This window comes from Collinsella aerofaciens (assembly GCF_039752955.1).
GTDB classification, from domain to species: domain Bacteria; phylum Actinomycetota; class Coriobacteriia; order Coriobacteriales; family Coriobacteriaceae; genus Collinsella; species Collinsella aerofaciens_BI.
On the sequence record NZ_JBDMHB010000002.1, the window covers coordinates 1 to 24,394 of the forward strand.

General features: G+C 58.7%; 16 protein-coding genes, 2 tRNA genes and 1 rRNA gene. 4 read left to right on the plus strand and 15 right to left on the minus strand.

The window, feature by feature from the left end; genetic code table 11:
• The 11 genes from ABHR75_RS00665 to ABHR75_RS00715 form a co-directional block, all read right to left on the minus strand.
• Nucleotides 1-274 (minus strand): 16S ribosomal RNA (locus tag ABHR75_RS00665); the annotation flags it as partial.
• 775 nt (nt 275-1,049) lie between these two features.
• Nucleotides 1,050-1,122 (minus strand) — tRNA-Lys (locus ABHR75_RS00670).
• A gap of 28 nt (nt 1,123-1,150) precedes the next feature.
• On the minus strand, nt 1,151-2,431 hold the full coding sequence (locus tag ABHR75_RS00675; protein WP_346963389.1) for an aminopeptidase: 1,281 nt from the start codon (nt 2,429-2,431) through the stop codon (nt 1,151-1,153).
• A gap of 89 nt (nt 2,432-2,520) precedes the next feature.
• On the minus strand, nt 2,521-3,096 hold the full coding sequence (locus tag ABHR75_RS00680) for a hypothetical protein (protein ID WP_346963390.1): 576 nt from the start codon (nt 3,094-3,096) through the stop codon (nt 2,521-2,523).
• The gene (locus ABHR75_RS00685; RefSeq protein WP_250787730.1) at nt 3,097-3,975 is read right to left on the minus strand and encodes a phosphoribosylaminoimidazolesuccinocarboxamide synthase; all 879 of its coding nucleotides are present in this window, start codon (nt 3,973-3,975) and stop codon (nt 3,097-3,099) included.
• Between the two features lie 118 nt (nt 3,976-4,093).
• The gene (locus ABHR75_RS00690) at nt 4,094-5,659 is read right to left on the minus strand and encodes a sensor histidine kinase (RefSeq protein ID WP_117584007.1); all 1,566 of its coding nucleotides are present in this window, start codon (nt 5,657-5,659) and stop codon (nt 4,094-4,096) included.
• Between the two features lie 11 nt (nt 5,660-5,670).
• Complete coding sequence (locus ABHR75_RS00695) at nt 5,671-6,393, minus strand: response regulator transcription factor (protein ID WP_006236208.1); 723 nt, start codon at nt 6,391-6,393, stop codon at nt 5,671-5,673.
• Nucleotides 6,394-6,546: 153 nt separating this feature from the next.
• Nucleotides 6,547-7,758, minus strand: a complete 1,212-nt coding sequence (locus tag ABHR75_RS00700; protein ID WP_346963391.1) for a hypothetical protein — start codon at nt 7,756-7,758, stop codon at nt 6,547-6,549.
• Nucleotides 7,758-8,021, minus strand: coding sequence for a TIGR03905 family TSCPD domain-containing protein (locus ABHR75_RS00705; protein ID WP_346963392.1), 264 nt, complete (start codon nt 8,019-8,021; stop codon nt 7,758-7,760). Before ABHR75_RS00705 ends, ABHR75_RS00700 begins: the two co-directional genes overlap by 1 nt.
• Nucleotides 8,022-8,149: 128 nt before the next feature.
• Complete coding sequence (gene purB / locus ABHR75_RS00710; protein WP_055251306.1) at nt 8,150-9,496, minus strand: adenylosuccinate lyase; 1,347 nt, start codon at nt 9,494-9,496, stop codon at nt 8,150-8,152.
• A 425-nt stretch (nt 9,497-9,921) separates the two neighbouring features.
• Nucleotides 9,922-9,996 (minus strand) — tRNA-Gly (locus ABHR75_RS00715).
• Nucleotides 9,997-10,293: 297 nt separating this feature from the next.
• On the opposite strand from ABHR75_RS00715, the gene ABHR75_RS00720 reads away from it, so the two are divergent.
• Nucleotides 10,294-13,725 carry a SpaA isopeptide-forming pilin-related protein gene (locus tag ABHR75_RS00720; RefSeq protein ID WP_346963393.1) on the plus strand — a complete coding sequence of 1,144 codons (3,432 nt, stop codon included), beginning with the start codon at nt 10,294-10,296 and terminating at the stop codon, nt 13,723-13,725.
• Between the two features lie 66 nt (nt 13,726-13,791).
• On the opposite strand, the gene ABHR75_RS00725 is transcribed toward ABHR75_RS00720, so the two are convergent.
• Both ABHR75_RS00725 and ABHR75_RS00730 read right to left on the minus strand, forming a co-directional pair.
• Nucleotides 13,792-14,010 (minus strand): hypothetical protein, encoded by a 219-nt coding sequence (locus tag ABHR75_RS00725; RefSeq protein ID WP_022094153.1) that lies wholly within the window; start codon nt 14,008-14,010, stop codon nt 13,792-13,794.
• 21 nt (nt 14,011-14,031) lie between these two features.
• Nucleotides 14,032-17,208: a prolipoprotein diacylglyceryl transferase gene (locus ABHR75_RS00730; protein ID WP_346963394.1), complete on the minus strand. Its 3,177-nt coding sequence runs from the start codon at nt 17,206-17,208 to the stop codon at nt 14,032-14,034.
• Nucleotides 17,209-17,406: 198 nt separating this feature from the next.
• Here ABHR75_RS00730 and ABHR75_RS00735 point away from each other — a divergent pair, with 198 nt between their 5' ends.
• Both ABHR75_RS00735 and ABHR75_RS00740 read left to right on the plus strand, forming a co-directional pair.
• Nucleotides 17,407-18,429, plus strand: a complete 1,023-nt coding sequence (locus ABHR75_RS00735) for a helix-turn-helix transcriptional regulator (protein WP_346963395.1) — start codon at nt 17,407-17,409, stop codon at nt 18,427-18,429.
• Nucleotides 18,416-19,333 (plus strand): helix-turn-helix transcriptional regulator, encoded by a 918-nt coding sequence (locus ABHR75_RS00740; RefSeq protein ID WP_346963396.1) that lies wholly within the window; start codon nt 18,416-18,418, stop codon nt 19,331-19,333. The genes ABHR75_RS00735 and ABHR75_RS00740 overlap by 14 nt, the downstream gene beginning before the upstream one ends.
• Here the strand turns inward: ABHR75_RS00740 and ABHR75_RS00745 are convergent.
• Both ABHR75_RS00745 and ABHR75_RS00750 read right to left on the minus strand, forming a co-directional pair.
• Nucleotides 19,330-22,224 (minus strand): helicase C-terminal domain-containing protein, encoded by a 2,895-nt coding sequence (locus ABHR75_RS00745; protein ID WP_346963397.1) that lies wholly within the window; start codon nt 22,222-22,224, stop codon nt 19,330-19,332. The genes ABHR75_RS00740 and ABHR75_RS00745 overlap by 4 nt on opposite strands.
• Entirely contained in the window at nt 22,218-23,183 is a 966-nt protein-coding gene (locus tag ABHR75_RS00750; protein WP_346963398.1) for a D-alanine--D-alanine ligase family protein, read from the minus strand. The genes ABHR75_RS00745 and ABHR75_RS00750 overlap by 7 nt, the downstream gene beginning before the upstream one ends.
• A gap of 85 nt (nt 23,184-23,268) precedes the next feature.
• On the opposite strand from ABHR75_RS00750, the gene rlmN reads away from it, so the two are divergent.
• Nucleotides 23,269-24,321: a dual-specificity RNA methyltransferase RlmN gene (gene rlmN / locus ABHR75_RS00755; protein ID WP_346963399.1), complete on the plus strand. Its 1,053-nt coding sequence runs from the start codon at nt 23,269-23,271 to the stop codon at nt 24,319-24,321.
• Nucleotides 24,322-24,394 lie beyond the last annotated feature (73 nt).

The window sequence follows — 24,394 nt, forward strand, 5'->3', positions numbered from 1 at the left end:
TGTCGGCACGGTGGGCCGTCACCCCGCCGTCTACCTGATGGGCCGCGGAGCCATCCCCTCCCGTCGGGGCTTTAGCCCGGGCGCCATGCGGCGCCCGGGGGTATCCGGTATTACCCGTCCTTTCGGGCGGCTATCCCGGGGGAGGGGGCAGGTTCTCCACGTGTTACTCAGCCGTTCGCCACTCGCTTCTATCCGAAGATAGGTGCCGTTCGACTTGCATGTGTTAGGCGCGCCGCCAGCGTTCATCCTGAGCCAGGATCGAACTCTCCGTCCAAATATGTTGGGCTTCGAGCCCGTCCGGTCCTCTCAGTCATTCGCTGATCGGTTCCGTTCGATTCATATGGTTCTAGTATAGGAAAAGGAATTTCTCGGGGCCGCCTCTCGGCGGCCTTGCGAAAAACAAATCCAAGTTAGACCATTTCAAATGGTTCGATGTCTGCCCGGATGCGACACATCTGGTGTGTCCATCCTCGCAGTATCCGGTTCTCAAGGTGCACGCCTGCGCTGGTTCCCGGTTCCACCGGGCCGCGCGGCAAGGAGATATATTGCCAGACCGGAGGGGCCCCGGGGGCGGGAATCGCGCACTCCATATTTTGTTCACAAATGAATAGGTCCCTCAGTCGCATCACTGAGGTTAAAACTGAAGCAGTGGCTTCTGATATTGGCGATGACCAGCTGGTTTATAGGTGTTAAGGCATCGGTCATCTCTGGAGCGCCACTTTACTCCAAAAGCATCAGCTATTTGTTTCCCGTCGGTAAAAGGCAGGTTTTGTTCGCCAAGCGTTCTTATATATAGAGAAGTTCGGGTTCGAACCCGTGTCGCGGCAACAAAAAGCGGCCGGCATCCGCCAGTCGCTTTTTTAGTCTATGGTGGGCCGTCAGGGGTCCAGCCTGCTCCCCAGGCGGCCGCTGCGGCGCTTCGCGCCTTGCGCGCTGCGCTGGCAAACGCTCACGCGTTTACTCAGCTCCGCGCCCCGACGGGTTCGAACCCATGAAAAGGCGACAAAAAAGACGGCCAACCGAAGTTGACCGTCTCAACAATCTTTGGGTGGGCCGTCAGGGGTTCGAACCCTGGACCTTGGGATTAAAAGTCCCCTGCTCTGCCAGCTGAGCTAACGGCCCGCGGGTGGCATTGTACCACGGTCTGGGACTATTCCCAACTCCATTGGCCGTTCTGGAAAATCACAACTTCACGTCCATCAGGCGTAATGCCCGTAATATCGATGTCGTCCGTGCCGATCATAAAATCGACGTGCGTGCTCGAGACGTTAACGCCATGCTCCAGGAGCTCCTCCTTGGACATGTCATACCCACCCTCGATGCATTCGGGGAAACCGACACCCAGCGCGAGATGGCAGCTGGCGTTCTCATCATAGAGCGTGTCATAGAATAAAACGCCACTTTCACGGATCGGTGTGTTCTTGGAAATGAGCGCGACCTCTCCCAGATGAGCAGCGCCCTCGTCCGTATCGATGATGCTTGCGAGCGTCGCCTTACCCACGCGGGCATCGTAGTCCACTACGCGGCCCGCCTCGAACTTAATCCAAAAATCGTCAACCTTGTTACCGTGGTGAATGAGCGGCATAGCCGAATACACGATACCGTCGGCACGCATACGATCAGGCGAGGTGAAGACTTCCTCGGTGGGAATGTTGGGGAAGAAGGGGTGCCCATCGGGCGTCTTGCCCTTGCCGCCGGCCCACTCGTGACCTTTCGTCATGCCAATCGTCAGATCGGTTCCATTTGCCGAGGTGTAATGCAGGTAGTCGAAACGATTGTCGTTCAGGAAACGCAGGTTCTTTTCGAATGCGGCGTCATGGAGTTCCCAGTCGCTCTCCGGGTCCTGGCCATCGGCGCGAGCGGTGTGCAGAATCGCATTCCACAGCTTATAGATTGCAACCTCATCGGCGTCTCCCGGGAACACCTCGCGCGCCCAGGCGACGACCGGCGCGCCGGCGATGCACCACGGGTTGATGTTGTAGTCCAGTCCGCGGCGGAAGACCTTGCACTGCGTGTTCCTTGCCTTAGAAGCTGCAGCAGGCTTACCGGGATCGATGCCCTTCAGAGCCGCAGGGTCCGCGCCCTCGATAAAGATAAAGCAGGCGCCGTCCTGGGCCAACGAATCCAGCTGCATGCGCTTCCACTCGGGCGTCTGCTCAAAATAGCTTTTCTCGACATGCTCGTACGTGAGCCTCGTCACGGCATCATCGGCCCAAATAACCGTCACGTGACCGGCACCGGCGGCATAGGCCTCCGCGACCACCACGCGCGCAAACGGCGCGCACTCGACCGGAGACTGAACGACAACCTCCTGGCCGGGCTTGACGTTTACGCCCTTGCGGACAACCAGGCGCGCATAGTTTTTAATCTTGGGCTCTAGGACCTTCATGCCCTCCAGAGCCTCTTCGACCGTCAGGGCAGCTCGAATCATGTGCCACTCCATCTATCTATAGAACAGTAAAAAGGCGCGCCGCAAAAACGACGCGCCTTATATCTTAGCGATAAGTATGCATGCAAACGCTACTTCTTCTTGGAGTCCTTCTTGTCCTCCTCGGCAGCCGAGCGCTCGATAAGGGCGTTGAGCTTGTTCTCGGACATGCCCTCGGCCTGCGTGCGGTACATGTTGCGCAGGGGACGAATACGAACGAAGTCGTAGATAAAGTCACCCAAAATGACGACGTAGGACAAAACGATGCCGACCATCTGGACGGGGCTGGACACTATGCCAGCGGGAGCGAAGTACAGCGAAGCCCAAATGGCCACGACGAGCACCATGCCAATGGCGAGCACAATCCACCAGATGCGACGGCGCTTGGTGTAGTCCTCGTCCTGCTTGAGGAGGATATTCGACACCGTATAGATGCGGTCCTCCTTGGCGCGCTGCTTAGCCTTGCGGGCGCGCTTCTCCTCTTTAGAGAGGCCCTCGAGGTTCTCGCCCTTCTCGAGCTCTTTGCGGCGTGCCTTAGACGAAGCCGGCACGACGCGAACGGAGCTCGCTGCTTGGCGGGCGGGCTTAGCAGATGCGGCAGACTTGCGCGCAACCCCGGTAACTTCGTGGGATTGCGTGCGCTTGTTCGTGGCGCTACGGGTACTCACTTATGCGTTCTCCTTCATGCTTGTGAACTGGGAGCCCGTGATGATCTGGAAGGCCTCGCGATAGCGCTCGGACGTGCCATCGATGACCTCGGCGGGCAGGTGCGGGGTCTCCCCCGTCATATCCCAGTTGGCCTTGAGCCAATTGCGGACGAATTGCTTGTCGTAGCTAGGCTGGATCTTGCCCTCCTCGTAGCTGGCAGCAGGCCAGAAACGGCTGGAGTCGGGCGTGAGGCACTCGTCGATCAGCGTGACCTTGCCATCAATAACACCAAACTCGAACTTGGTGTCGGCAATGATGATGCCACGGGTCGCGGCGTACTCGGCAGCGGCCTTGTAGATCCTGAGGGACAGGTCGCGAATCTGCGCGGCGATGTCCTCACCCACGATCTCGCAGCAACGCTCAAACGAGATATTCTCGTCGTGGTCGCCGATCTCGGCCTTCGTGGACGGCGTGAACAGCGGCTCGGGAAGCTTTGAGGCCTCGGTCAGACCCTCGGGCAGCTGAATGCCGCAGACGGTGCCGTTCTCGTCATAGGTCTTCTTGCCCGAACCGGTCAGATAGCCGCGGACGATGCACTCGATAGGAATCGTCTGGGCCTTCTTAACCAGCATGGCGCGGCCAGCGAGGTAGTCACGATACTCAGCAAACTCCTCGGGGAAATCCGCCGGGTCGATGGAAACGAGATGGTTGGGGACGATGTCGGCAAACTTATCGAACCAGAATGCCGAGATGCGATTGAGCACCTCTCCCTTAAACGGAATCTCGTCGGGAAGAATGAAGTCGAACGCAGAAATGCGGTCGGTGGCGACCATCAGCAGGTTTTCACCGGCATCGTAAATATCACGAACCTTGCCACGGGAATCCGGACGACGCTCCATCGTTGTCACGTGAGTCACTCCTTACCAAAATACGACAGTAATGCGGGTTCTTTCCCGCACGTTTTCGCAAACTCGGAGCGGCAGGGACGCGGCCCCTCCTTCACCGAATAGCGAAAAGCTAGTGCTCCATTGTAGTAGATGCCGCGTCCGCCGTGTGCTCGCGAGGCAGATGAATCGTAAAAGTCGTACCCTTTCCAAGCTCCGACTCCACGGAAATGTAGCCATGATGTCGCTCGACGATCTGCTTGGTCACGGCGAGGCCCACGCCCAGACCGCCCGCCTCACGGGCACGGCTGGCATCGGCGCGCCAAAAACGGCCGAAGATGCGCGACAAGTCATCCTTGGCAATACCGATGCCGGTATCAGAAACGGCGACGCTGACGTGTTTGCGATCACTGAGCACCGACACCACGACCCAACCGCCCTCGGGGGTATAGCGCATGGCGTTGCTCATGAGATTGATGACGCATTGTGTGATCATGTCGGGATCGGCTTCGACGACATCGTCGTGACCTTGGGTCTCGTCGGCAAAGCGCAAGCGCAGATCACGGTCGACAAACAGGCGCTCCTGGGCATTGACGATGGAACGCACGAAAGGAACCATGTCCACCGGCTCAAGGTTGAGCGGAGCCGTGCTGTTTTCCATGCGCGACAGGTCGAGCATCTGCTGCACCAGACGAGCCAGGCGACGCGTCTCGGAAGCAACAGTCTCCAAGTGCTCATCGTCGGTAGGATATACGCCATCCTGCATGGCCTCGACCGTTGCGAGCATGGCCATAAGCGGAGTACGAAGTTCGTGAGCCACGTCCGAGGTCAAACGTTTCTCGTGTTTCATATCCTTCTCGAGCGAAGTGGCCATCTCATCGAAGGTCTCACCCAGCTGATCAATCTCGTCATCGCCGCGCAAGCCCGTACGAGCAGACAGATCGCCATCGCGAATTTGCTTGGCCGTGCTGGTAATACGGTGAATCGGCTTGGTGAGCATGCGCGACACGAGTGATCCGATAACGACCGAAATGCAAACTGCAACAACCGCAGCAAGGGCCATGGCGTTAAAGGTCTTCTCCCTAAACGCAGAATCTGCCTTGGTGAGCAAGGCATCGGAGCCGATGGCCCACAGCTTTACCTGTCCGACATGCTCGCCGGAAGACGTTATGATTTCGACGTTTGCAACGCTATCGGAGCCGGTGGGAGCCGACGAGACCGGACTATGCGATGCTTTTTTCCCGCTCGAGCTGCTCGACGGCGATTCGTTCTCGCGCACATCGGCGGTCGCGCTTGCCGAAGGCCATGAGTCGTCATAAACGACAACGCCTTTCTTGTTGACGACCTGCATACCCAAATCGTCGGACACCAAACTCGATGTCGCGACCGTACGTAGCTCGCCCGCAGTCCAATTGCCGTTTTCCTCATACGACGTCGCAAGCTTTTCGGCAGCGGAATTTGCGATTTCGACGATATTAGAGCGCGTGTAATCCGAAAAGACCGTGCCCCACACAACAGAGACCACGCCCACCAGCACCAATACCGTCATGAGCGATGTCAGAGCAAAAGCAAGTGCCATGCGCGAGGGATAGCTCATCGTTGGCCGTGAATCGGAACGAGGCGTGTTCCAACTAGCCTTGGAACCCGCCTCGCTCTCCTGCTTGTGCTTTTGTCCGATTTCAAAGCGCGCAGGTGTCATATGTGATTTCCCTATTTCTCGTCCGACTTATCGGTCTTGGCCGGAGCCTCGAAGCGATAGCCGACACCGTGGACGGTGTAGAGCCACTTGGGCTTCTTGGGATCATCGCCCAGCTTGGCGCGAAGGTTCTTCACGTGGCTATCGATGGTGCGCTCATAGCCCTCAAAGTCGTAGCCGAGCACCTTCTCGACCAGCTCCATGCGGTTGTAGACGCGACCGGGGTGACGGGCAAGCGTGGTGAGCAGCTTAAACTCGGAAGCCGTCAGGTCGACTTCCTTGCCCTCGACCAAAATCTTGTGGCCCGAGATATCGATGACCAGATCGCCGAAGTCGAGTACCTCGACGGCTGGCTCGTCGGCCTGATGGGCACGGCGGAACAAGGCGCGTACGCGCGCGACAAGCTCGCGCGGCGAGAACGGCTTAATCAGATAGTCGTCGGCGCCGAGCTCAAGACCGATAATACGGTCCTCGATCTCGCCCTTGGCAGTCAGCATGATGATGGGGACATCCGAGGTATCGCGAATGGTGCGGCAAACGCGCTCGCCGGGGATCTTGGGGAGCATAAGGTCGAGCACGACCAGGTCAAACTGATGCTTCTCGAACTCCTCGATCGCGGACTGGCCGTCGCCGACACCCACAACCCAGTAGCCTTCGCGCTCGAGATAGGCAGCGACGGCGTCACGGATTGCCTTCTCATCCTCGACCAGCAGAATCTTTTTTGCATCTGAAGCCATAACACGGCCCCCCTGTCTCAATCAGCTAAGAACAAGCCCATTTTAACGCACCTGAGCCCGCCGGATGCCACTATGACGCGGCAGCTCGGCGGGCGGTACTCACAATTACAACGCGTTTATTCCCCTGTTGGCGCCTTTTTAACCCCTCTAAGCTTAAAGAGAGAATAGGCGTGCGGTGACCGTCTCGGGTATACCCTGGCTGTTGCGCACCGTGGCGTACGTAAGGAATGAGTCCGATTTTCCCGCCGTAGCTGGATAATCGCCATATTCCAAAGCGCGGTCGGGCGACAGTAGCGAGCCATAGGTCTTGGCAGAGGTGTCGATGAGAAAATGCGATGACTGTACCTTAACGAGATATTTATTCTTCTTGCCGGCAGCACATGCGAGCGGCTCGCGGGACAGGAAGAGGTATGGCCCTCCCTCATTACCGATATACGTGCCCATGTTGCCCAGGCTGCCCACGCCACTATAGGTCGCCTCGATAGAAAACACGAAGGTATCGCCCATATATACGGCCTCGAAAGGCGAGACTGACGAGGGAAGGACTAGCTGGGCACGTTTGGTGTTGTTGTCATCGGTCAGATCGATTGCCGTTATGCCGTAGTAGACGCCCTCGTCGTTGCGGACACGCGGCGAGATGGTCAAAATGCCGTCGCTCACGCGCGGGGCCGACGCAAAGCGGCCCGTCGATTTCCAAATTGTCTCGGCCTTGGATTCATCAAGCGAGCGACGATAGCAAAACGAATCACTACCCGTTTTATTGCCGCCTGCCGAAGGCATTTTATACCAGATGGCTGATGACCCGAACGCCGTAAACAGGGGCGGATCATAGTCCTTGCCACCTCGATCGAGCTCAACCACGTCGCCAGAGAGCGAAGCGCCCGACAGATTTTGAGCGTAGAGCTTCCACGATGAACTGGCAAAGTTCATCTCAACCCACGCAAACACGCCGTCGCCGGCACGGACATCGTAAAAAGCATATCCCGTGCCCTCGATAGGATTCTCAATTAATGTGGTAAGCGAGCCATCGCCCAGGTTGAGCACGCCGAGCGTGTTGGCGTGCAGTGCCGATGCGGGCGCCATCATTGCCGCAGCATAGTCACCATCGCAGTAGTACAGCAACGTGCCCAGCGGCAGCGTCCACGATGCCGCCGGCTCAAGATCGATGTCAACTGCCTCGTACTCATCAGTGATCGAGACAATCTTCGAATCGTCCTTGATAACCTGCGGCTCGCCAGCGGCATCATCACTGGTGCCTGTTTTTTTCGAACATCCGGCAAGCACCGTGGCAGCGCCCGCGGCAGCTCCACCGAGCACAAAGCCGCGGCGCGATATTCCGTTCTTGATGTGGTCGGCGATACCCATTAGGCGATCTCGGCGCGAGCGGCCTCGATAGCGCGCGTAAGCTGATCGGCGCAAGAGGTCTTCTTCATGCCGCAGGTATTGCCGGCAAGAACCTCGATCACACGGTCGGCAGGAGCGCCCTCGACCAGTTTGGAGATGGCCTTGAGGTTGCCATCGCAGCCGCCGGTAAACTCAACGCCCAGCACCTTGCTGTCGTCATCGGAAAGGTCAAGGTGAATATTGCGAGCACACACGCCCTGAGGCTTGTAATCAAACGAAATCATGCGATCCCCTCTCAGAATGTTATTCGAGACGACTATTATCCCCGTCTTTCCCTAAATGCAACGAGGCGCTTTGCCGGCAACACACATTACCAGCAAAGCGCCCTAAAAAGCTAACGTTATGCCCGAACCTACTCGAAGCTCAGCTGCTCCAGACGATCAAAGACCGTGTCGATACGGGTGAGGAAGTCCCACGGATCAAAGATCTCGTCGAGCTTCTCCTGACTGACGGTGCAGCGCGGGTCGGCCTCGAGACGTTCCTTAAAGGTGGGGCCGGAGACACAATCCTGTACCTCATGCCAGGTTGCCATGGCGTTCTCCTGCACAATGGCGTACGCGTCCTCGCGGGTGATGCCCGTATCGACGAGGGCCAGCAGAACCTTGGAGGAGAAGATGAGACCACGGGTCTTGTTGAGGTTGGCCATCATGCGGGCAGGGTACAGCTGCAGGCCGTCGATAACGCGGATGAGGCACTGGAACATGTGGTCGAGCGCGATGAAGCTGTCGGCCTGGGCGACGCGCTCGGCAGAGGAGTGCGAAATGTCACGCTCGTGCCACAGGGCGACGTTATCGAAGGCAACCTGAGCGTTGGACTTCACGACGCGCGACAGACCGCAGACCTTCTCCATGGTGATCGGGTTGCGCTTGTGCGGCATGGCGGAGCTGCCCTTTTGACCCTTGCGGAACGGCTCCTCGGCCTCGAGGGTATCAGTCTTCTGCAGATTGCGAACCTCGGTAGCGATGCGCTCGCAGGTGGCCGCGGTGGTGGCAAGAACGCCGGCGAGATAGGCGTGATGGTCGCGGCTGATAACTTGCGTGGACAGCGGGTCATGAACCAGGCCCAGGTGCTCGCAGACATACTCCTCGACAAACGGCTCGATGGAGCTGTACGTGCCGACAGCACCCGAGATGGCACCGAAGGCAACATTCTTGCGGGCGTCCTCAAGGCGATCCAGATCGCGCTTGAGTTCCCAGGCCCAAGAGCCGAACTTCATGCCGAAGGTCATCGGCTCGGCGTGGATGCCATGAGTGCGGCCGGCACAGAGCGTGTTGCGCTCCTCAAAGGCGCGACGCTTGCAAATCTCGCCGAGCTTCTTGACGTCCTCGATGATCAGGTCGCAGGCCTGGGTGAGCTGGTAGCACAGAGCCGTGTCGCCCAGATCGGAGCTGGTCATGCCATAGTGAACCCAGCGGCTGGGCTTGGGGTCGCCCTCGGGAACATCGGCGTCGATGTACTCCTTCATGTTGGTCAGGAAGGCGATGACATCGTGGCGCGTGACCTCCTCGATCTCGTCGACCTTTGCCTTCTCAAAGTTGGCATGGTCGCGGATCCACTGGGCTTCGTCTTTAGAAATGCCGATCTTGCCGAGCTCCGCCTGGGCCTCGCAGGCCAGGACCTCGATCTCCTGCCAAATGGCGTACTTGTTCTCGAGGGAGAAGATGTGTCCCATCTCCGGGCGGGTATAGCGATCGATCATAGCGGCTCCTTTTTGGTTATTGGCACGTTGGTCGTAACCCAACCATTGTACCGTGCGCAGGTGCAAGTATGGGCAGCAGGCATTAACCTAACATTTTGGAATTGGAGCGGGCAACGGGACGTCTGCGCATTTGCTTCGCAAATCCGCACCGGCTGCGGTCGATCTCCTCGGATTCACGGAGACGATGGGGAAGACTTTGTTGAATTGGCCGCCCCAAAGTCTCCCGCGCTCGATGGAGCGGGCAACGGGACGTCCGCGTATTTGCTTCGCAAATCCGCACCGGCTACGGTCGCCTATCGGCGACCTTGCCTGCTCGCTATAAACGCTTCGCGTTTATTTAACGCTCGCACCCTGTCGGGTTCGAGTCCCGGCACTATATTGAAAAAAGCACGGCACCGGAACGGTGTCGTGCCTGTGCTTTTTACTGGAGCGGGCAACGGGACTCGAACCCGCGAGTGTCAGCTTGGGAAGCTGATGCCTTACCACTTGGCGATGCCCGCTTGTGTGTTGGCTAGTATAACGCGGTTGTCTTGTTCGATACAAGGGTGTCGATGCTTGTTTTAGCTGTGGAGAATCGTCTGAAAAACAGTCCAATTGTGGAGATAGGGACCTCTGGTGTCCTTATTTCACCATCTTTTACCTGCGGTTTTATTTGATTGTTCCATATGAACCCAATTTGTCGGAAATCGGGCAAGCTTTTGGTCAGCTTCCGGTACTTACCCGCATGAACCTCGGGGGTAGCCTCGTCCCAAGCGCCGCAGCCTCCCCGTGCGGCGCACGAGGGATAAGGAGCAGCCATGTCCAACGCACCCACGCACTCTGTCCACAGCGCAATCGCAACAGGCCCGCTGCTCCTACTCCTCTTCCTACTCATCAGTTGCTTGGCTCCGAGACCCGCACTTGCCATCGACGGGTACGATCAGCTCGGCTTTCGCACCATTAGCGACGATTGTGGGCCCTTCTTCATCGGTAAGTACGAGGCTCAAGACGCCTCAATCGCGTACTGTATGAACCAGGAACGTCCCGGTCCCACCAAGCCGGGTGGCCCATGGCTCAACTTTGATCAGGGCTGGGTATGGCTCGACGACGAGTTCGCGGCGATCGTTTGTCACGGATATCCTTCCGCAACGTCATTTGGCGGTTACAGCCTGTCGGCCGATCGCGCCCGTGCCGCCACTCAACTTGCCGTATGGATGCTTAACGGCACCACCCATGTCGACGGCACTTACTCCTATACAACAGCTCAAGGCAAAACAAAGAGCGGGCATTTTACCGCCGACAATGAGGTTGTGACTGCCGCACGGTGGCTTCACGACAATGCAAAATCGGGAGGCATCAAAGCCGCTCCGCACCGCGCACGGCGCTATTTGGGACCCATATCGGGCGGCAGCAAACGTCAAGACATGCTCTATGTGCTGCCGGCGGTCTCTGTTTCCTTCCAAAAGCAGTCTGCAAACGCTGCCATTACCAGCGGAAACAATACTTATCAGTTTGACGGGGCAACATTCGATGTTTTTGAGAGCGCCAGCGGCGCGCGTGTCGCCACCGTCCAGATGGACAGCAACGGTCGAGCGCAGGCAACACTCCTACCCAACACGGCATACTACCTAGTTGAGACAACAGCGCCAGCTGGTTATATCCCCCTGCACGATCGCATTGCCTTTACCACGACGGATAACGGCGGATACGTCACCATTGATGAACAACCCGGCACCATTACCTTGCGCATTGTAAAGCTCGACGCCGCAACGAATGCAGGCCCCCAAGTTGGGGCTTCGCTCGCAGGAGCAGAATTCGTGTGCGTATCGCAATCAACCCCTGGATGGACACAAACTCTCAGGACCGATGAAAGCGGTCGAGCTACCCTCACCGATGTCCCCCTGGGAACCTTTACCATCTATGAATCGAAGGCGCCCGAGGGCTATTTGCCCTCCGGTGACAGTTGGTCTTACACCGTTGGAGCCGACCAACTCGGCGATTCAGGCGTGGTCGAGATCGAATCTCGCGTTTCCGATATCCCCATTGCGTTTGACCTTGAGATTTCAAAATTCAAGGACTACGGCAATAGCGATCAATCCGGCCTGGAGCAGCCGGCAGGAGATGTTGTCTTTGAGGTTGTCAGTAACAGCTCTCAGCAGGTTGTTGGCACATTGACTACAAACATCTATGGCTTTGCCTCCACCAAAGACCAGCCCGAAGCATGGTTTGGCACAGGCAAGCGACCATCCGGTGTCCACGGAGCCGTCCCATACGACCGCGCCGGCTACACGGTTCGTGAGGTTCCGGAAACCGTCCCCGAGGGTTTTAAACGTGCGGGGGAATGGACCGTCGAGGCCAATCAGATTTCCGACGGCGCCGAGCTTCAATATATCGTGGACAACCACGCTCTGTCGACGCATCTCCAGATTGTAAAACGCGATGCCCAAACAGGCGCTTCTGTTCCCCTAGCCGGATTCACCTTCCAACTCCTCGACAGCAATCACGAACCTGTCTCACAAACTTGCTGGTATCCAGCACATAACGTAATGGACACCTTTACGACTGACGCGACCGGCACCGTCACACTGCCCGAATCGCTCATGCCGGGCACCTATTATGTACGCGAAACCTCGGCCAAAGAGCCCTATCTTGTCGGCGAAGAGATCGAGGTAAACATACCCGCCGACATGAACCTAACGCCCGTTGCAATCGCCTCGTATTATGACCACGCCGCGACCGGAAACATCAGGATCGTTAAAACCGATGCCATAGACGGCAGCAGCCTCGCGGGCGCCGTCTTTGAGATCCGTGCCTCGGGTGATATCGTGCGCCCCGACGGTAGCATTGCCGCGCTCGACGGTGAGACCGTCGCGACCGTCACGACGGATGAAACTGGAGAAGCACGCGCGGACAACCTCCCACTGGGATCTGGCACCGCACGCTACGAGGTTGTCGAGACTCAAGCGCCGGCAGGCTTCTTACTCGATCGGACATCCCATATTGTCGACCTTACTTATGCCGACCAGAAAACACCCGTTGTAGAAGCACGGCTTAACGTATCCGACGATTACACCAAGGTAGATATCTCCAAGGTCGATGCAAGCGGCGAGCAGGAAGTGGAAGGCGCACAGCTCACCTTATATGGTCCCGATAAAACCGAAATAGACTCCTGGACCTCATCTGACAAGCCACACCGCGTCGAACATCTTGCACCCGGCACCTACTCGTTGCGCGAAATGATGTCTCCGCGGACCTATGACCTTGCCGAGGAGATAACGTTTGAAATAAAAGATACGGGAGAAGTCCAATCCGTCGCGATGAAGGATGCGCCCATCGAGATCAAGGGGCAGGTCGACAAGCGTCAGGAACTTGTCCAACCTATCGAAAAGGGCCTGTTGGCTAACGGCGATGGTAAAAACCGCGCCACGACGCAAACCAATAGTGATGGGCTTTTCTCCTATACCATCGATGCTCGAAACGATTCCGCTACTTGGGTTGATGAGTTTACGATTATCGATGATCTTGAGTGCGCCAAAGACGGCACGGCGAGATTCATCTCAATCGAAACCCCCGTCGCCATCGGCGACCTCAACGGTCTGTGCAACGTGTGGTATCGCACGACGCCGTTGGACTCGACAGACGTCGATGAACCGGCGAACGCGACACTTGACGATGGACACGAAAATCCTTGGCTTGAGTCCGACGAAGTAAAAGAGAGCCTTGGTGAGGACTGTCGCCTCGTCGATTACGACGGCTGGCGCCTCTGGAAGGCGGATGTCTCGACCACGGAATCCACCACACTCGAGGCGGAAGAGCTCGACCTTACACCCAATACCGTCGTAACGGGCATTCGAATTGAATACGGTGCGGTAGCCGCCGACTTTACGACTCGAAGCGATGCGGATTCTTGGACCCGCGATGATCTCAAAGATGAGCACGACGACCTTGACGATGCCAAAGCAATCCTTGGCACAGACGCTCGGGGCGCAATCGTGCACATGCAGGCGACGTCGGCTTATACGCCCCAAACCGCACTCACCAACAGCGCACGCGTCGATCTTTGCCGCAACGGCGGCGGCGATAAACTTGAGTCACATGACGAGGACCGTGTCATTCAACGCTGTACCCTACTGCAGGACCTACCGGCAACAGGATCAGTTCCCATCGCCGCTTGCATCACCGCGCTCCTGACCTCGGGTGCCGCAGCCCTATGGTTCGCTCGCCTTAGGTCGACCCCAAAGAAGCGCTAGCGCGATGAAAAAGCGGGCGAGCCAGTCCCCTGGCTCGCCCGCTTTCAATCATGTAAATCGCCGTATCTACTCTGCAGACGAAGATCCACCATCAACGATTGCCTGCTCGGACTCAGGAATCCCATCGGCACCCGTACTCTGTTCTTGCTCCACCTCTTCGCTGATTGCGGAGGCGGGGGTCGAGCCCTTTGCACCCACGATGTAGGCAGCCCCAAATCCTAACGCAATGGCAATCAAGGTCAAAATCACGTAGACAGGCCAATGGCGCTTAATATACGAAAACACGTTGACTCCTTAGAGCTCCGTCTACGAACGGCGGATAACCTCGGTCACGACCTCGGATACCGTGGCAATGTTCGTCGGGTTGACATTGTGGGGCAGGTCGTCCTCGGTACGAGCGCAAGCCAGACGCGTGCCGTCCACGCCGGCGATGGTGAGGGCTCGGCGGCTCGCCTCGAGCGCGGCATAGGCATCGGTCTTGGCATAGGGCATCTCGAGCGCGCCACAATCGACATGGAACGACTTGCACACCTTGCTGACCAGGTTCATGATGCGGCGATCGCCCTTGAGCAGCTGCTGTTCGCCCTCGACCGTCACCACCGAAAGCCTACCGGCGCCGACGGATTCAAGATTGATGAAGAATACGCCGCGGAGTTTATCGCGATGCGAAGCCAAGAAGGCCTTCATGCCGGCGCCATCACAATCCGAGGCGCCCGTTGCCACAAACCAGATATCGTGACCGAGCAGCTCATCATCGCCCATAGAGGCGACAGCCGAGAGCATATCTTCGGAAGAAGCGCCATCGGAAGACGTAGCGCCGCCCTTCCAGCCATCGTTATCGTCCTCGAAGTTATCCCACGAACCGATACCGCGACCGGACTTCTTGGCATCGTAATCGTCTTCGACGCCCAGCCAATCACTCATGCTGTCCTGCTCGTTTTTCCTTTTACGACCGAACAGGCCACCCGGGCCGCGTTTGCGAGACTTGGGCGCCGCCGGGGCGGGAGCCGAAATGGTCTCGATCGGCTGCGCGCCCGACGCAACGGGCATAGAAGGCGCAACGGGTGCCGATGTGGGTTCGGGACCCTGGGCAGTAGCAAAGGGGTCGTTGACCTGGGCAGAGGGATCGGGAAGGTCGAACAGCGACGTGCGAGACGCAACGTTTGCCTGCTTCATAGACGGCAGCGACGGATCGGGGACCGAAGCCAGCGGAGACGAGGAAGGTGCAGGCGACGGTGCCGACGCCGGATCGGGAACATTCATCTGCGGACGCGGCGATGCCTGGGAGGAAATCTGGGCCATAAGGGAATCGACCGTTTCGTCCTGGGTGGGAGCGACATTGGCAACCGTGGCACCGGAACCACTCGGGGTCGGCATGGTGAAAATCTGCGTGGAGTAAGGCCTCGACTCATCCGTCTCGGGAGTCTCGGAAACCGCAGGCACTTCCTCCTGCTCGACCTCGGTCGAATCACCTTGATCGGCTGCCGCGTATTGCTCTTCGTCAGAGTTGGCCTCGACGGACTCGTCCTCGGCGGCATCTTGGATTTCGGCAGCATCAATGGGCTCGTCATCGTCTGCCGCGTCGCCCTGCTCATCGGAAACAGGAAGGGGCTCGGCAATTGCGGTGCCTTGCTTTTCAAACGTTATCGTGGAATCGAACTGCGCGGCATCAAACGACATGGTGCTATCGACGTGCTGCTGAGCCTCGAAAGACGTTGTTGCCTCAACAACATCCGCTGACGTCGGTTGCTGGGACTCAAAGGACGTCGTAGCTTCGGCAGCGTCGACGGGCCCGGACTGCATAGCCTCGTTCTGCTCGAACTCTTGCGCCGCGCGCTCACGTGCCGCCTCGGCTGCCTGCTGCTGAGCGATAGCCTCCTGCTCGGCAGCCTCGCGTGCGGCAGCGCGCTTCTCCTCGAAATCGTCGACAAATTTCCTGCCCTTTGCAAGCGCACCCTTAAAGAAGCTGGAAGCGCTGGCGCCAATCGAAGAGAACGCGGATGCAATATCGGCATGGGGCGTTGCCGCGGGAATCTCGGCAGAGAAATCAGTATCGCTCTCGTAAGACACGCGCCTCGGCTGTTCAACGTAATCGTCGTCAGACTCGTCCGCAACGTCTTGCGCCGGCGCGGCGGGAGCCAAAATGTCCAGTCCTGCCGCGGGATCGATCGCGGACACCGCCTCGGGCTCGGCAACGGCAGCGGTAACCGCGGCAGACTCATCATCCGCAGTGACAACGGGCGCAGGCTCGGGCTCAAACGTCGGCTCCTCGCCCTCCTCGTAATCGAGCGTGCAGGACTCGGGAAGCATTCCGAGTGCACGGATGGCATCCGAACCAAAGCGAATGTTGCCGGCGGCGTTGCGATAGAGCTTGGGCTCGGGCTCGGCCGCGGCAGGCTCCTCCGCCGGCTCAGCAGCGGGAACCTCGTCATTGAACTCTTCGGCCTGGACAGCCTGATTCTGATCCTCGGGCACGATGGCGCCAATCAGCGTCTCGTCGGCAGACGCACCCTCAAAGCCCTCAATCTGCTCGTCAAAAGCCTCGCCCTGTTCGGGCTCGGTTTGAGCGTCGGGAGCAATCGGCTGACCGAACTCGTCCTCGGCGTAGGTAGGCTCTTCGTACTCGATGGTGTTGCCGTAGTCGTTTTGCTGCTGGGCCGCGGCATACTCCGCCGCCGCGCGCGCCATTTCCTCGGCACGACGTTTCTGCTCCCCAAAATAGGTATCGAACGGAACATCGTCGGGAAACTCGTTCTCGCCCTGGAAGGGAGCAACGTTGTCCATAACGCCGAGCATAGCGGCGACAGAAGACTTGTTGCACACCGCGCCGGACGTATAGGGAAGAACGTGGCGGTTAGAGATGATGTTTGCCGCGTTGGCAAGTGCAACGAGGGAAGCGAGGATCGCGACAATCCACAGCAGAACCTTGAGCGCGCCGGGGAGCGGCAGGATACGCAGGATGGCAACGGCAGCAGGGGCAATCGTGGCAACGGGCAACAGCTTGGCGATGAGCGCACGATACGAAGCATAGGGCTCGCGGGCGAGCAGCTCAGCACGGGGAGAGTCGTAGTGTGCGACAACGACCACCGGGCGGTTGCGCGGAGACGCGAGCGGGCCCGAGGCCTTGTGGTAGGCGATGACATTTTGGCTCACGCCCGTCTTGCCCAGGCGCGAAACCACGGGGTGGCCCGTGCGCTCGAGCACGTAAAGAACGGCGCCGACAATGGCCAGCAAGGTGCCGACCAAGCCGATACCGCCGCCGATGCCCATCAGCAGGGCGCCGGCAAACGCAAGAATACCGGTAACGGCAAATGCCAATCTACTGGGCGCCGGGGCATTGAACTCCTGAACCTCGGGGTCAAAGCCGTGGTTGCGGAAGATCTGAGCGATATCCTCGGCAGCCAAGCGCTCTTCTTCGCTGCATGCCGGCGTAATGCCGGTGTTCTGCAGCAGGTGGTTAATATAGTTCTGGGTGTTCGCCATGTGCGCTCCACATCCATAATCCGACAAATAGGCCCAATGCATGCACATTAGAACCGTATATAGTCGAAAGTATACCCCGAGCGAGCGCAAACGACCGAATTCGGGCCATCTTAACGCCTCGAGCGGACAAGGATATAGCCTAATCTCCATATCGGACTAAAATCATGGCAGCAAACCACCTTCTCATGCGAGGACTCTATGACGGCAAGCGACGCGACCGCGACAATTAAAAAGGGGAATTCGGAGCCCGGTTTCGATAAAACGGCTCAGCGCATCCTCAATCTTTTCTTTGTGCTCAACAGCTCCCCCGAACCGCTGACGACCGAGCAGATCGTCTTGGATTCTGACCTGGGATATGGCTCGGGCAATATCGACTCGGATAAGCGCAAGTTTCGGCGCGATCGTGACAAACTGCTCGAGCGTGGCATCTTAATCAAGGAGGTTCGCCCCGCCGGTGCGCAGGAGACCGAGGAAAGCTCGTGGACAATCGACCGCGAGCACACGTTTGCTGCAGGCGGCCTCATCACCGCAGACGACGCCGATATCCTACTCAACGCCATCGACCAGACGCTAGCGGCCGGCTCTTCCACCTTTGCCGCGCCGCTTGCCGATATTCGCTCCAAAATTGCCTACCTCACCGGCAGGACGACGGTGGACGAAGTACCGATCCGCCGCTCTCCCACCGTCGATGCGGTATGGAGCGCCTTTGCCGAGCGATGCGCGCTGCGATTTTTATATCAGAACGGACGCGGCGAGCAGAAAGAACGTACCGTCTGTGTCTACGGCATGTTCGAACGCGAGGGCGTGGCGTACTTCTGCGGCCTCGACAATGTCACCGACGACATCAGGACATTCCGCTGCGACCGTATCGTTCGCGCATGGCGTCCTTCGAAGGCCTACGCCATCCCTGCGGACTTCAATCTCAACGACTATCTGTTCTTTGAATTCGATTTCGCCGACCGACCGCCCGTTGCAGCCACGTTCTCGTTCGCCCCTCAGACGCAGATCGATATGATCAACGGCCTCACGCGCGGGCGAGGTGAGCCCACACACACCGATGCGGGATGGATCTGGACCGTTGACGTGCGCGACCTTGAAGCCGCCGCCTCATTTTGCATGGCCCACGCCATGGACGGCATGAGGCCCATGGCCCCCAAATCGCTCAAGCAGGCGTGGAACCACCTCATTGAAAGGACGGTGCACGAGTATGCCCGTGCGTAAACTCACCAGCGAGCAGAGACTCTCGCGCGCCATCGACATCATGGAGGCCCTCTACGCCGCCGGCGAGAGCGGCATGACACGAACCGAGATTTGCGGCCGCTTTGACATCACGGGAGTATCGCTCGACGAGATTCTCGAGATCGTCTCGACGCTCGCGGACCGAGAATCTGGTGCGCGCATCATCTGCGAATGCCACGGCGAGCGTGTGGTCCTCACTGGTGACGCCGGGCGTGTGCTACCGTTGCGCTTGAGTGCAGCCGAGGGCGCTGTGCTCAACCACGAACTTGAATCGTTGGGGATCGAGCCCCAGGCGGCGGCTCGGATTCGACATGCTCTCCTTCCCGAAGAGCTCGGCTACAATCAGCGCGTCGTCGACACTGTTGTCCGCGGATCGCACTGGCAGCAGCTCAGCAGCGCTATTCAGGACGGCGTTCGTTGCCGCATTACTTATCGTTCGATGGACGATGCACAGCCGCGCGAGCGCCTCATCGACCCCTTGCGCATCGCGACGCATGGCGATCAGACCTACCTGATTGCCTGGGACATCGAGGTTGATGGGCAACGTTCCTACCGCATGGACAAAATCGAAGGTCTTTCCCTCACCGAGGATTCCGTCGAGCGCCACGCGCCTTCGACCGCATCCCTTCACGACTCCCTCTCCCAAGCGGAGCAGAGCGCAAAGCTCCTCATGCCGCTCGACATGGCAGAGCGTCTAGACTGGGCAGGTATTATGTCGATCGAGCCAAACGGGGCAGGTGCGGCAACAGTGATCGTGCGTTACGGCTCCGAGCGTTGGCTGCTCAGCCAGGTAATAGCAGCGGGCGGAGCCATCCACATTCTGGATGACCCCGCTCTGTCAAAGCGTCTATGCGATATGGCGAAGACCTTAGTCTGCCCGCTCTAGCGGCGCCGCTCGTGGCGTGCACGCCACAACTGCAGATAGTGACCGATCTGCGCCGATTCAATGCGCTGATAGGAACTCGTGGGCAGCGAAGTTAAAAACTTCTTGCCATAGCCCTTCGTCACTAGGCGTGGGTCGGCCAAGATGAGCACGCCACAATCGGTCGACGAGCGAATGAGGCGGCCGGCGGCTTGTTTGACCTCGAGCACAGCCTCGGGCAGCGAATAGCGTGCCCAGGCGCGATCTTCACGCAGATTACGCTCGCACGAGAGCGGGTCCGTGGGGCTCGAGAACGGCAACTTGGGGATGATGACGCAGCGCAGCGTCTCGCCGCTGGCATCAAACCCCTCCCAGAAGGCCTTGAGCGCAAAGAGCGACGAGGTCGGCTCGTTGATAAAACGGTCCCGCAGACGGCGCGGGGACGAATTTCGCTGCTGGCAGTTAAGCTCCAGGCCTGCACGGGCCAGTTTGGGCTCCACACGGGCGAACAGATCCTCCATGTCACGTCTGTTGGTGAACAGCGTGAGCACCGATCCACCCATGGCAAGATGGGCGTCGACCAGTACGCGCTCGAGTGCCGACAGATAGCCCTCGCGATCGCGCGGGTCGGGAATATCCCCGGCAACGACCACGGCCATATTTGAGTCGAAGTCATAGCTCGAATCCAGATGCAGCGACGAGGACGTCGAAGCACCGATACGGTCGAGTCCGACAGCGTGGTTAAAGTGCTCAAAGCTCTTAGACACCGTCATGGTCGCCGAGGCAAAGATAGCCGTGTGGACCTCAGGCAGCCACTCGGTTGCCAAGGCCTCGCCAATGTCGATGCGCTCTGCGGTCATTGACTCGCCGCCGGCACGCAGTCTGCGGTTAACCTGCAGCGAGTACACGTAGTGCTCATCGGTACCATCGATGATGAGTTTGAGGTTCTCCGTTAGTTCGTGCAGACGATGCGAGATATCACTCAGGTCGATAACGATCTCGGGCTTATCGCCGGCGACGGCTTGCACCAGCGCATCGACACTCTTGTCCGCTTGCTCCAGTGCGTCGATGGCGGCATGCGCCGACTGCATAAAATCATGCCAGTCGTCCGATTCGCGCAGCTCGGGGCCAATCCATAGATTGGCATTGTCATAACCCCCACGGGCACGGCGGCCGAGCTCACGAACGCCATCGAACACGTCGGCGATTGCCATGCTCGCACGGGCGACGGTGGATGTCGCCTTGGCGGTTAGGCCAAGATAGAGCGTGGAGCCCTCAGAAGTCGCCAAATCACGGGAAACCTGGCTCAGCGCACCGGAGCTCGAACCGCCCAGGCGCTCAAACAGAACGCGTGACTCATCGGCCGAGACCACGCGCGCCCACTGGCGGCGAGCCTCGCGCTCGATGGAATGGGCCTCGTCGACTACCCAATGGCGAATCGGGGGCAAAATCCTACCCTCGGCAGCGACATTGCGGAACAACAGCGAGTGGTTGGTGACCACCACGTCGGCATGCGCCGCACGGCGACGCGCGCCGTGAACCAGACATTTGTCGGGGAAGAACGGGCATAGGCGACGGGCACACTCGCGCGAGGCCGTCGTAAAGTCGGGACGATTGACGCTACGCCAGCGAATGCCAAGCGAATCGAGGTCGCCGTCTGCCGACTGGCACACGTACGCCATGATGACCGCAACTGCCGTGAGCGTGTCAGCCGGATCGCGCTTGGTGGTGATCTCGACCTGGCCGCGACTCATGCGCTCGAGCTTGCGCAGGCACGGATAGTGGTCATAGCCCTTGAGGGCGCAAAATGACAGGCCGGCGTCCAGTTGTTCGGCAAGTTTTGGCAGCTCATGGTACATGAGTTGGTCGGCGAGATTATTCGATTTGGTCGCAATGCCAACGGTAATGTTGTTACGGCGTGCAGCCTCGGCAAAAGGCACCAGATAGGCCATCGACTTACCGACGCCCGTACCCGCCTCGATTACACGGTGCGTACCCGTGACGAGCGCATCGCGGACCTCGAGTGCCATCGCAATCTGCTCATCACGCGGCTCGTAGGTGGGATACATGCGATTGACCAGGCCACCCGGAGCATAATCCGCCTCGATTTCTTCGCGGCTCGGCATCTTGAGGACCGGCAGTTCGTCGGCATCCACGCGATCGTCGGCACGGTCGGCCTTGAGAACGTCGGCGCGTGCGGCGCTGAGTGAGAAGATGGAGCCCGGGTTCTGACCCGCCAAAAACGAGAAGATGGGACGATAAGACCAAGGCACATCGGGATGCATATCGGCCAAGCGCGTCATAAGACCCTGAGGCAGGTCGGTGAGCGCCACGAGCAGCACGCGCCACACCCCACACAGAGCGTCGACATCGGCATTCGCACGATGCGACACCGAGTCACAGCCGAACAGGTCGGCCATAAAGGACAACTTGTGCGACGCCAGGCGCGGCAGTGCGATGCGAGACAGCGCCAATGAATCGATCCAAATATCGCTGACGTTAACTCCGCCCTTGACCGACTCGATAAACGAGCGGTCGAAGGTGGCGTTATGAGCGATGACTGGGCAACCGCCGACAAAATCGGCGAGAGCAGCCACGGCGTCGACGGCCGACGGAGCGTCAGCCACATCGGCGTTCGTAATGCTCGTGAGCTCGGTAATCTCGGCGGGAATCAACTGCTTGGGATGCACAAAGGTATCGAAGCGGTCAACGACCTCACGGCCCGAGAGTCGGGCCGCGGAAATCTCAATCAGCTCATTGTCTTGCACCGAAAGACCCGTGGTCTCGGTGTCGAGGACGATGACATCCTCCTCGATAAGCCCGAACGACTGCGTCTTGGCACGCTCGGCAAGCGTGGCATAGGAATCGATGACAAACTGCGGCGTTCCAGGAGATACGGCGTCCTTGATTAGCATGCAATGCCCGCTCGGCGAAGGCCCATGCGAATCAGGCTGTCACAGACCTGCGGGAACGTCATATCGTCCGTATGGCGAATCTCATCCGGATACAGCGACGTATCGGTCATACCCGGAATCGTATTGGTCTCGAGGATAACGGGGCCGTCCTCACTCACGATAAAGTCGCTGCGCGAGATGCCCAGGCAACCGAGGGCCTTGTGGGCAGCACAGGCAAGTTCCTGGGCGCGAGCGTAGTTCTCGGGCGAAATCTGAGCCGGAATGCGATGGATATCCGTGGGGTCGACGTACTTAACGTCCAGATCGTAGAATTCGCAGTCCTCGGGCTTGCGGATCTCCACGATCGGCAGGGCGCGAACTTCATCCTCGCCATACACGCCCACCGTGATCTCGGTTCCCTCGATGCACTTCTCGACCAGCACCTTATCGCCGTACTCAAAGGCCTTGGCGATGGCGGCGGGCAGCTCGGAAGGCTCGTGAACCAGGGAGATGCCATAGCTCGAACCGTTGACGGCGGGCTTCACAAAGCAGCGCTCGCCACAAATCTCGACGATGCGATCGATATCGACTTCGTCGCCCGTCTCGAGTGCCAGACCAGGGGCAATGGGGATTCCTGCCTTGGCGTACAGGAGCTTCGAGACCTCCTTATCGGCACCACAGGCGCTCGCAAGCACGCCCGAGGCCGTGTAGGGGATACCCAAGGTCTCCATGGCGCCCTGCATGGCACCGTCCTCGCCGCCTGCTCCGTGCATGGCGATAAACGCCACGTCAAAGCCGCTGGTTGCCATGGTCACCATAAAGTTATCGGCAGCCGTGTCCAGCAGTTCAACCGAGGTGTAGCCGGCCTCCTTCAGGGCCGCCACGACGTTCTTTCCCGAATTGAGCGAAATCTCACGCTCAGCGGAATGACCACCCGCCAAGACCGCTACGTGCATGTTCTCTAGGCTTTTACCCGGCATGGGCAGACTCCTCCTCTATAATTTCTGCAGCTGATACCATATTGTAGCGATACCCTCTACGTTTCCCCAAAATCGAAAGGCTTCCATGAATCCCAGGACTAAATCTCAGGACATTCGCGACTTGAGCCAAAACGATATCCGCGAGCTTGTTGCCGAACTTGGCCAGCCCGCCTTCCGCGCAAAGCAGCTCGTCGAATGGGTCTTTGAGAAGAACGTTTGTTCGTTTGATGATATGACCAATCTACCCAAGGCTTTCCGTGAGCAGCTTAAAGACGCCTTTGCCTTCGATACGCCGACAGAGCTCACCAAGCAGGCTTCCAAGGACGGCTCTCGCAAGTATCTTCTCGAGTATCACGACGGCATTTCCGTTGAGACGGTTGGTATGCCGCGCCGCAACAAGCTGTCCGTCTGCGTTTCCACCCAGGCCGGCTGTGGCATGGGCTGCGCCTTTTGCGCCACCGGCCTCAACGGCCTTAAACGCTCGCTGACCGCACAGGAAATCGTCGACCAGGTGCTCCATGTTTCTAACGATTTTGGCGAGCGCGCGACGAGCGTCGTCTTTATGGGCCAGGGCGAGCCCTTCGCCAACTATGATGAGGTGCTTAAGGCCCTTCGCATTCTTAACGATCCCGACGGTATCGGTATTGGTGCACGCCACCTTACCGTGTCCACCAGCGGCGTTATTCCCGGCATTCGCAAGTTCGCCGACATTCCCGAACAGTTTACGCTCGCCATCTCGCTGCACTCCGCTATCCAGTCTACGCGCAACAAGCTTATGCCCGGCGTTAGGAAATACACGTTGCTGCGCCTTCACGAGGCCCTGCAGCTTTACACCGAGAAGACCGGACGCCGCCCGACCTACGAATACGCAATGATTGAAGGCGTCAACGATACTAATCCTGAGATGCAGGCACTTTGCGACTTCTGCGAGGGAACGCTGTGCCACGTCAATCTGATTCAGCTCAACGACATTGAGGGCAGCCCGCTCAAGCCGTCTCCGATCCACAAGGTCGAAGATCTTCAGCGTCGCCTTGAGTCCCGCGGTATTGAGACCACGATCCGCAATTCACGTGGCAACGACATTGACGCTGCCTGCGGTCAGCTGAAGCAGCGATTCAAAGTTCAAAAGAACGCGTAGGGGAGACACCCGACAGCGTTTCATGTGAAACATCGACGGCCTCGATTGCAGAAATTGCAATCGAGGCCGTTTC

Coding starts and splice junctions, on each gene's coding strand:
- ABHR75_RS00740 (WP_346963396.1), top strand. CDS start 18,416: ATGCCCGTGCGTAAACTCACCAGCGAGCAGAGACTCTCGCGCGCCATC.
- ABHR75_RS00700 (WP_346963391.1), bottom strand. CDS start 7,758: ATGGGTATCGCCGACCACATCAAGAACGGAATATCGCGCCGCGGCTTT.
- ABHR75_RS00695 (WP_006236208.1), bottom strand. CDS start 6,393: ATGGCTTCAGATGCAAAAAAGATTCTGCTGGTCGAGGATGAGAAGGCA.
- ABHR75_RS00675 (WP_346963389.1), bottom strand. CDS start 2,431: ATGATTCGAGCTGCCCTGACGGTCGAAGAGGCTCTGGAGGGCATGAAG.
- ABHR75_RS00690 (WP_117584007.1), bottom strand. CDS start 5,659: ATGACACCTGCGCGCTTTGAAATCGGACAAAAGCACAAGCAGGAGAGC.
- purB (WP_055251306.1), bottom strand. CDS start 9,496: ATGATCGATCGCTATACCCGCCCGGAGATGGGACACATCTTCTCCCTC.
- rlmN (WP_346963399.1), top strand. CDS start 23,269: ATGAATCCCAGGACTAAATCTCAGGACATTCGCGACTTGAGCCAAAAC.
- ABHR75_RS00720 (WP_346963393.1), top strand. CDS start 10,294: ATGTCCAACGCACCCACGCACTCTGTCCACAGCGCAATCGCAACAGGC.
- ABHR75_RS00735 (WP_346963395.1), top strand. CDS start 17,407: ATGACGGCAAGCGACGCGACCGCGACAATTAAAAAGGGGAATTCGGAG.
- ABHR75_RS00750 (WP_346963398.1), bottom strand. CDS start 23,183: ATGCCGGGTAAAAGCCTAGAGAACATGCACGTAGCGGTCTTGGCGGGT.
- ABHR75_RS00730 (WP_346963394.1), bottom strand. CDS start 17,208: ATGGCGAACACCCAGAACTATATTAACCACCTGCTGCAGAACACCGGC.
- ABHR75_RS00705 (WP_346963392.1), bottom strand. CDS start 8,021: ATGATTTCGTTTGATTACAAGCCTCAGGGCGTGTGTGCTCGCAATATT.
- ABHR75_RS00685 (WP_250787730.1), bottom strand. CDS start 3,975: ATGGAGCGTCGTCCGGATTCCCGTGGCAAGGTTCGTGATATTTACGAT.
- ABHR75_RS00745 (WP_346963397.1), bottom strand. CDS start 22,224: ATGCTAATCAAGGACGCCGTATCTCCTGGAACGCCGCAGTTTGTCATC.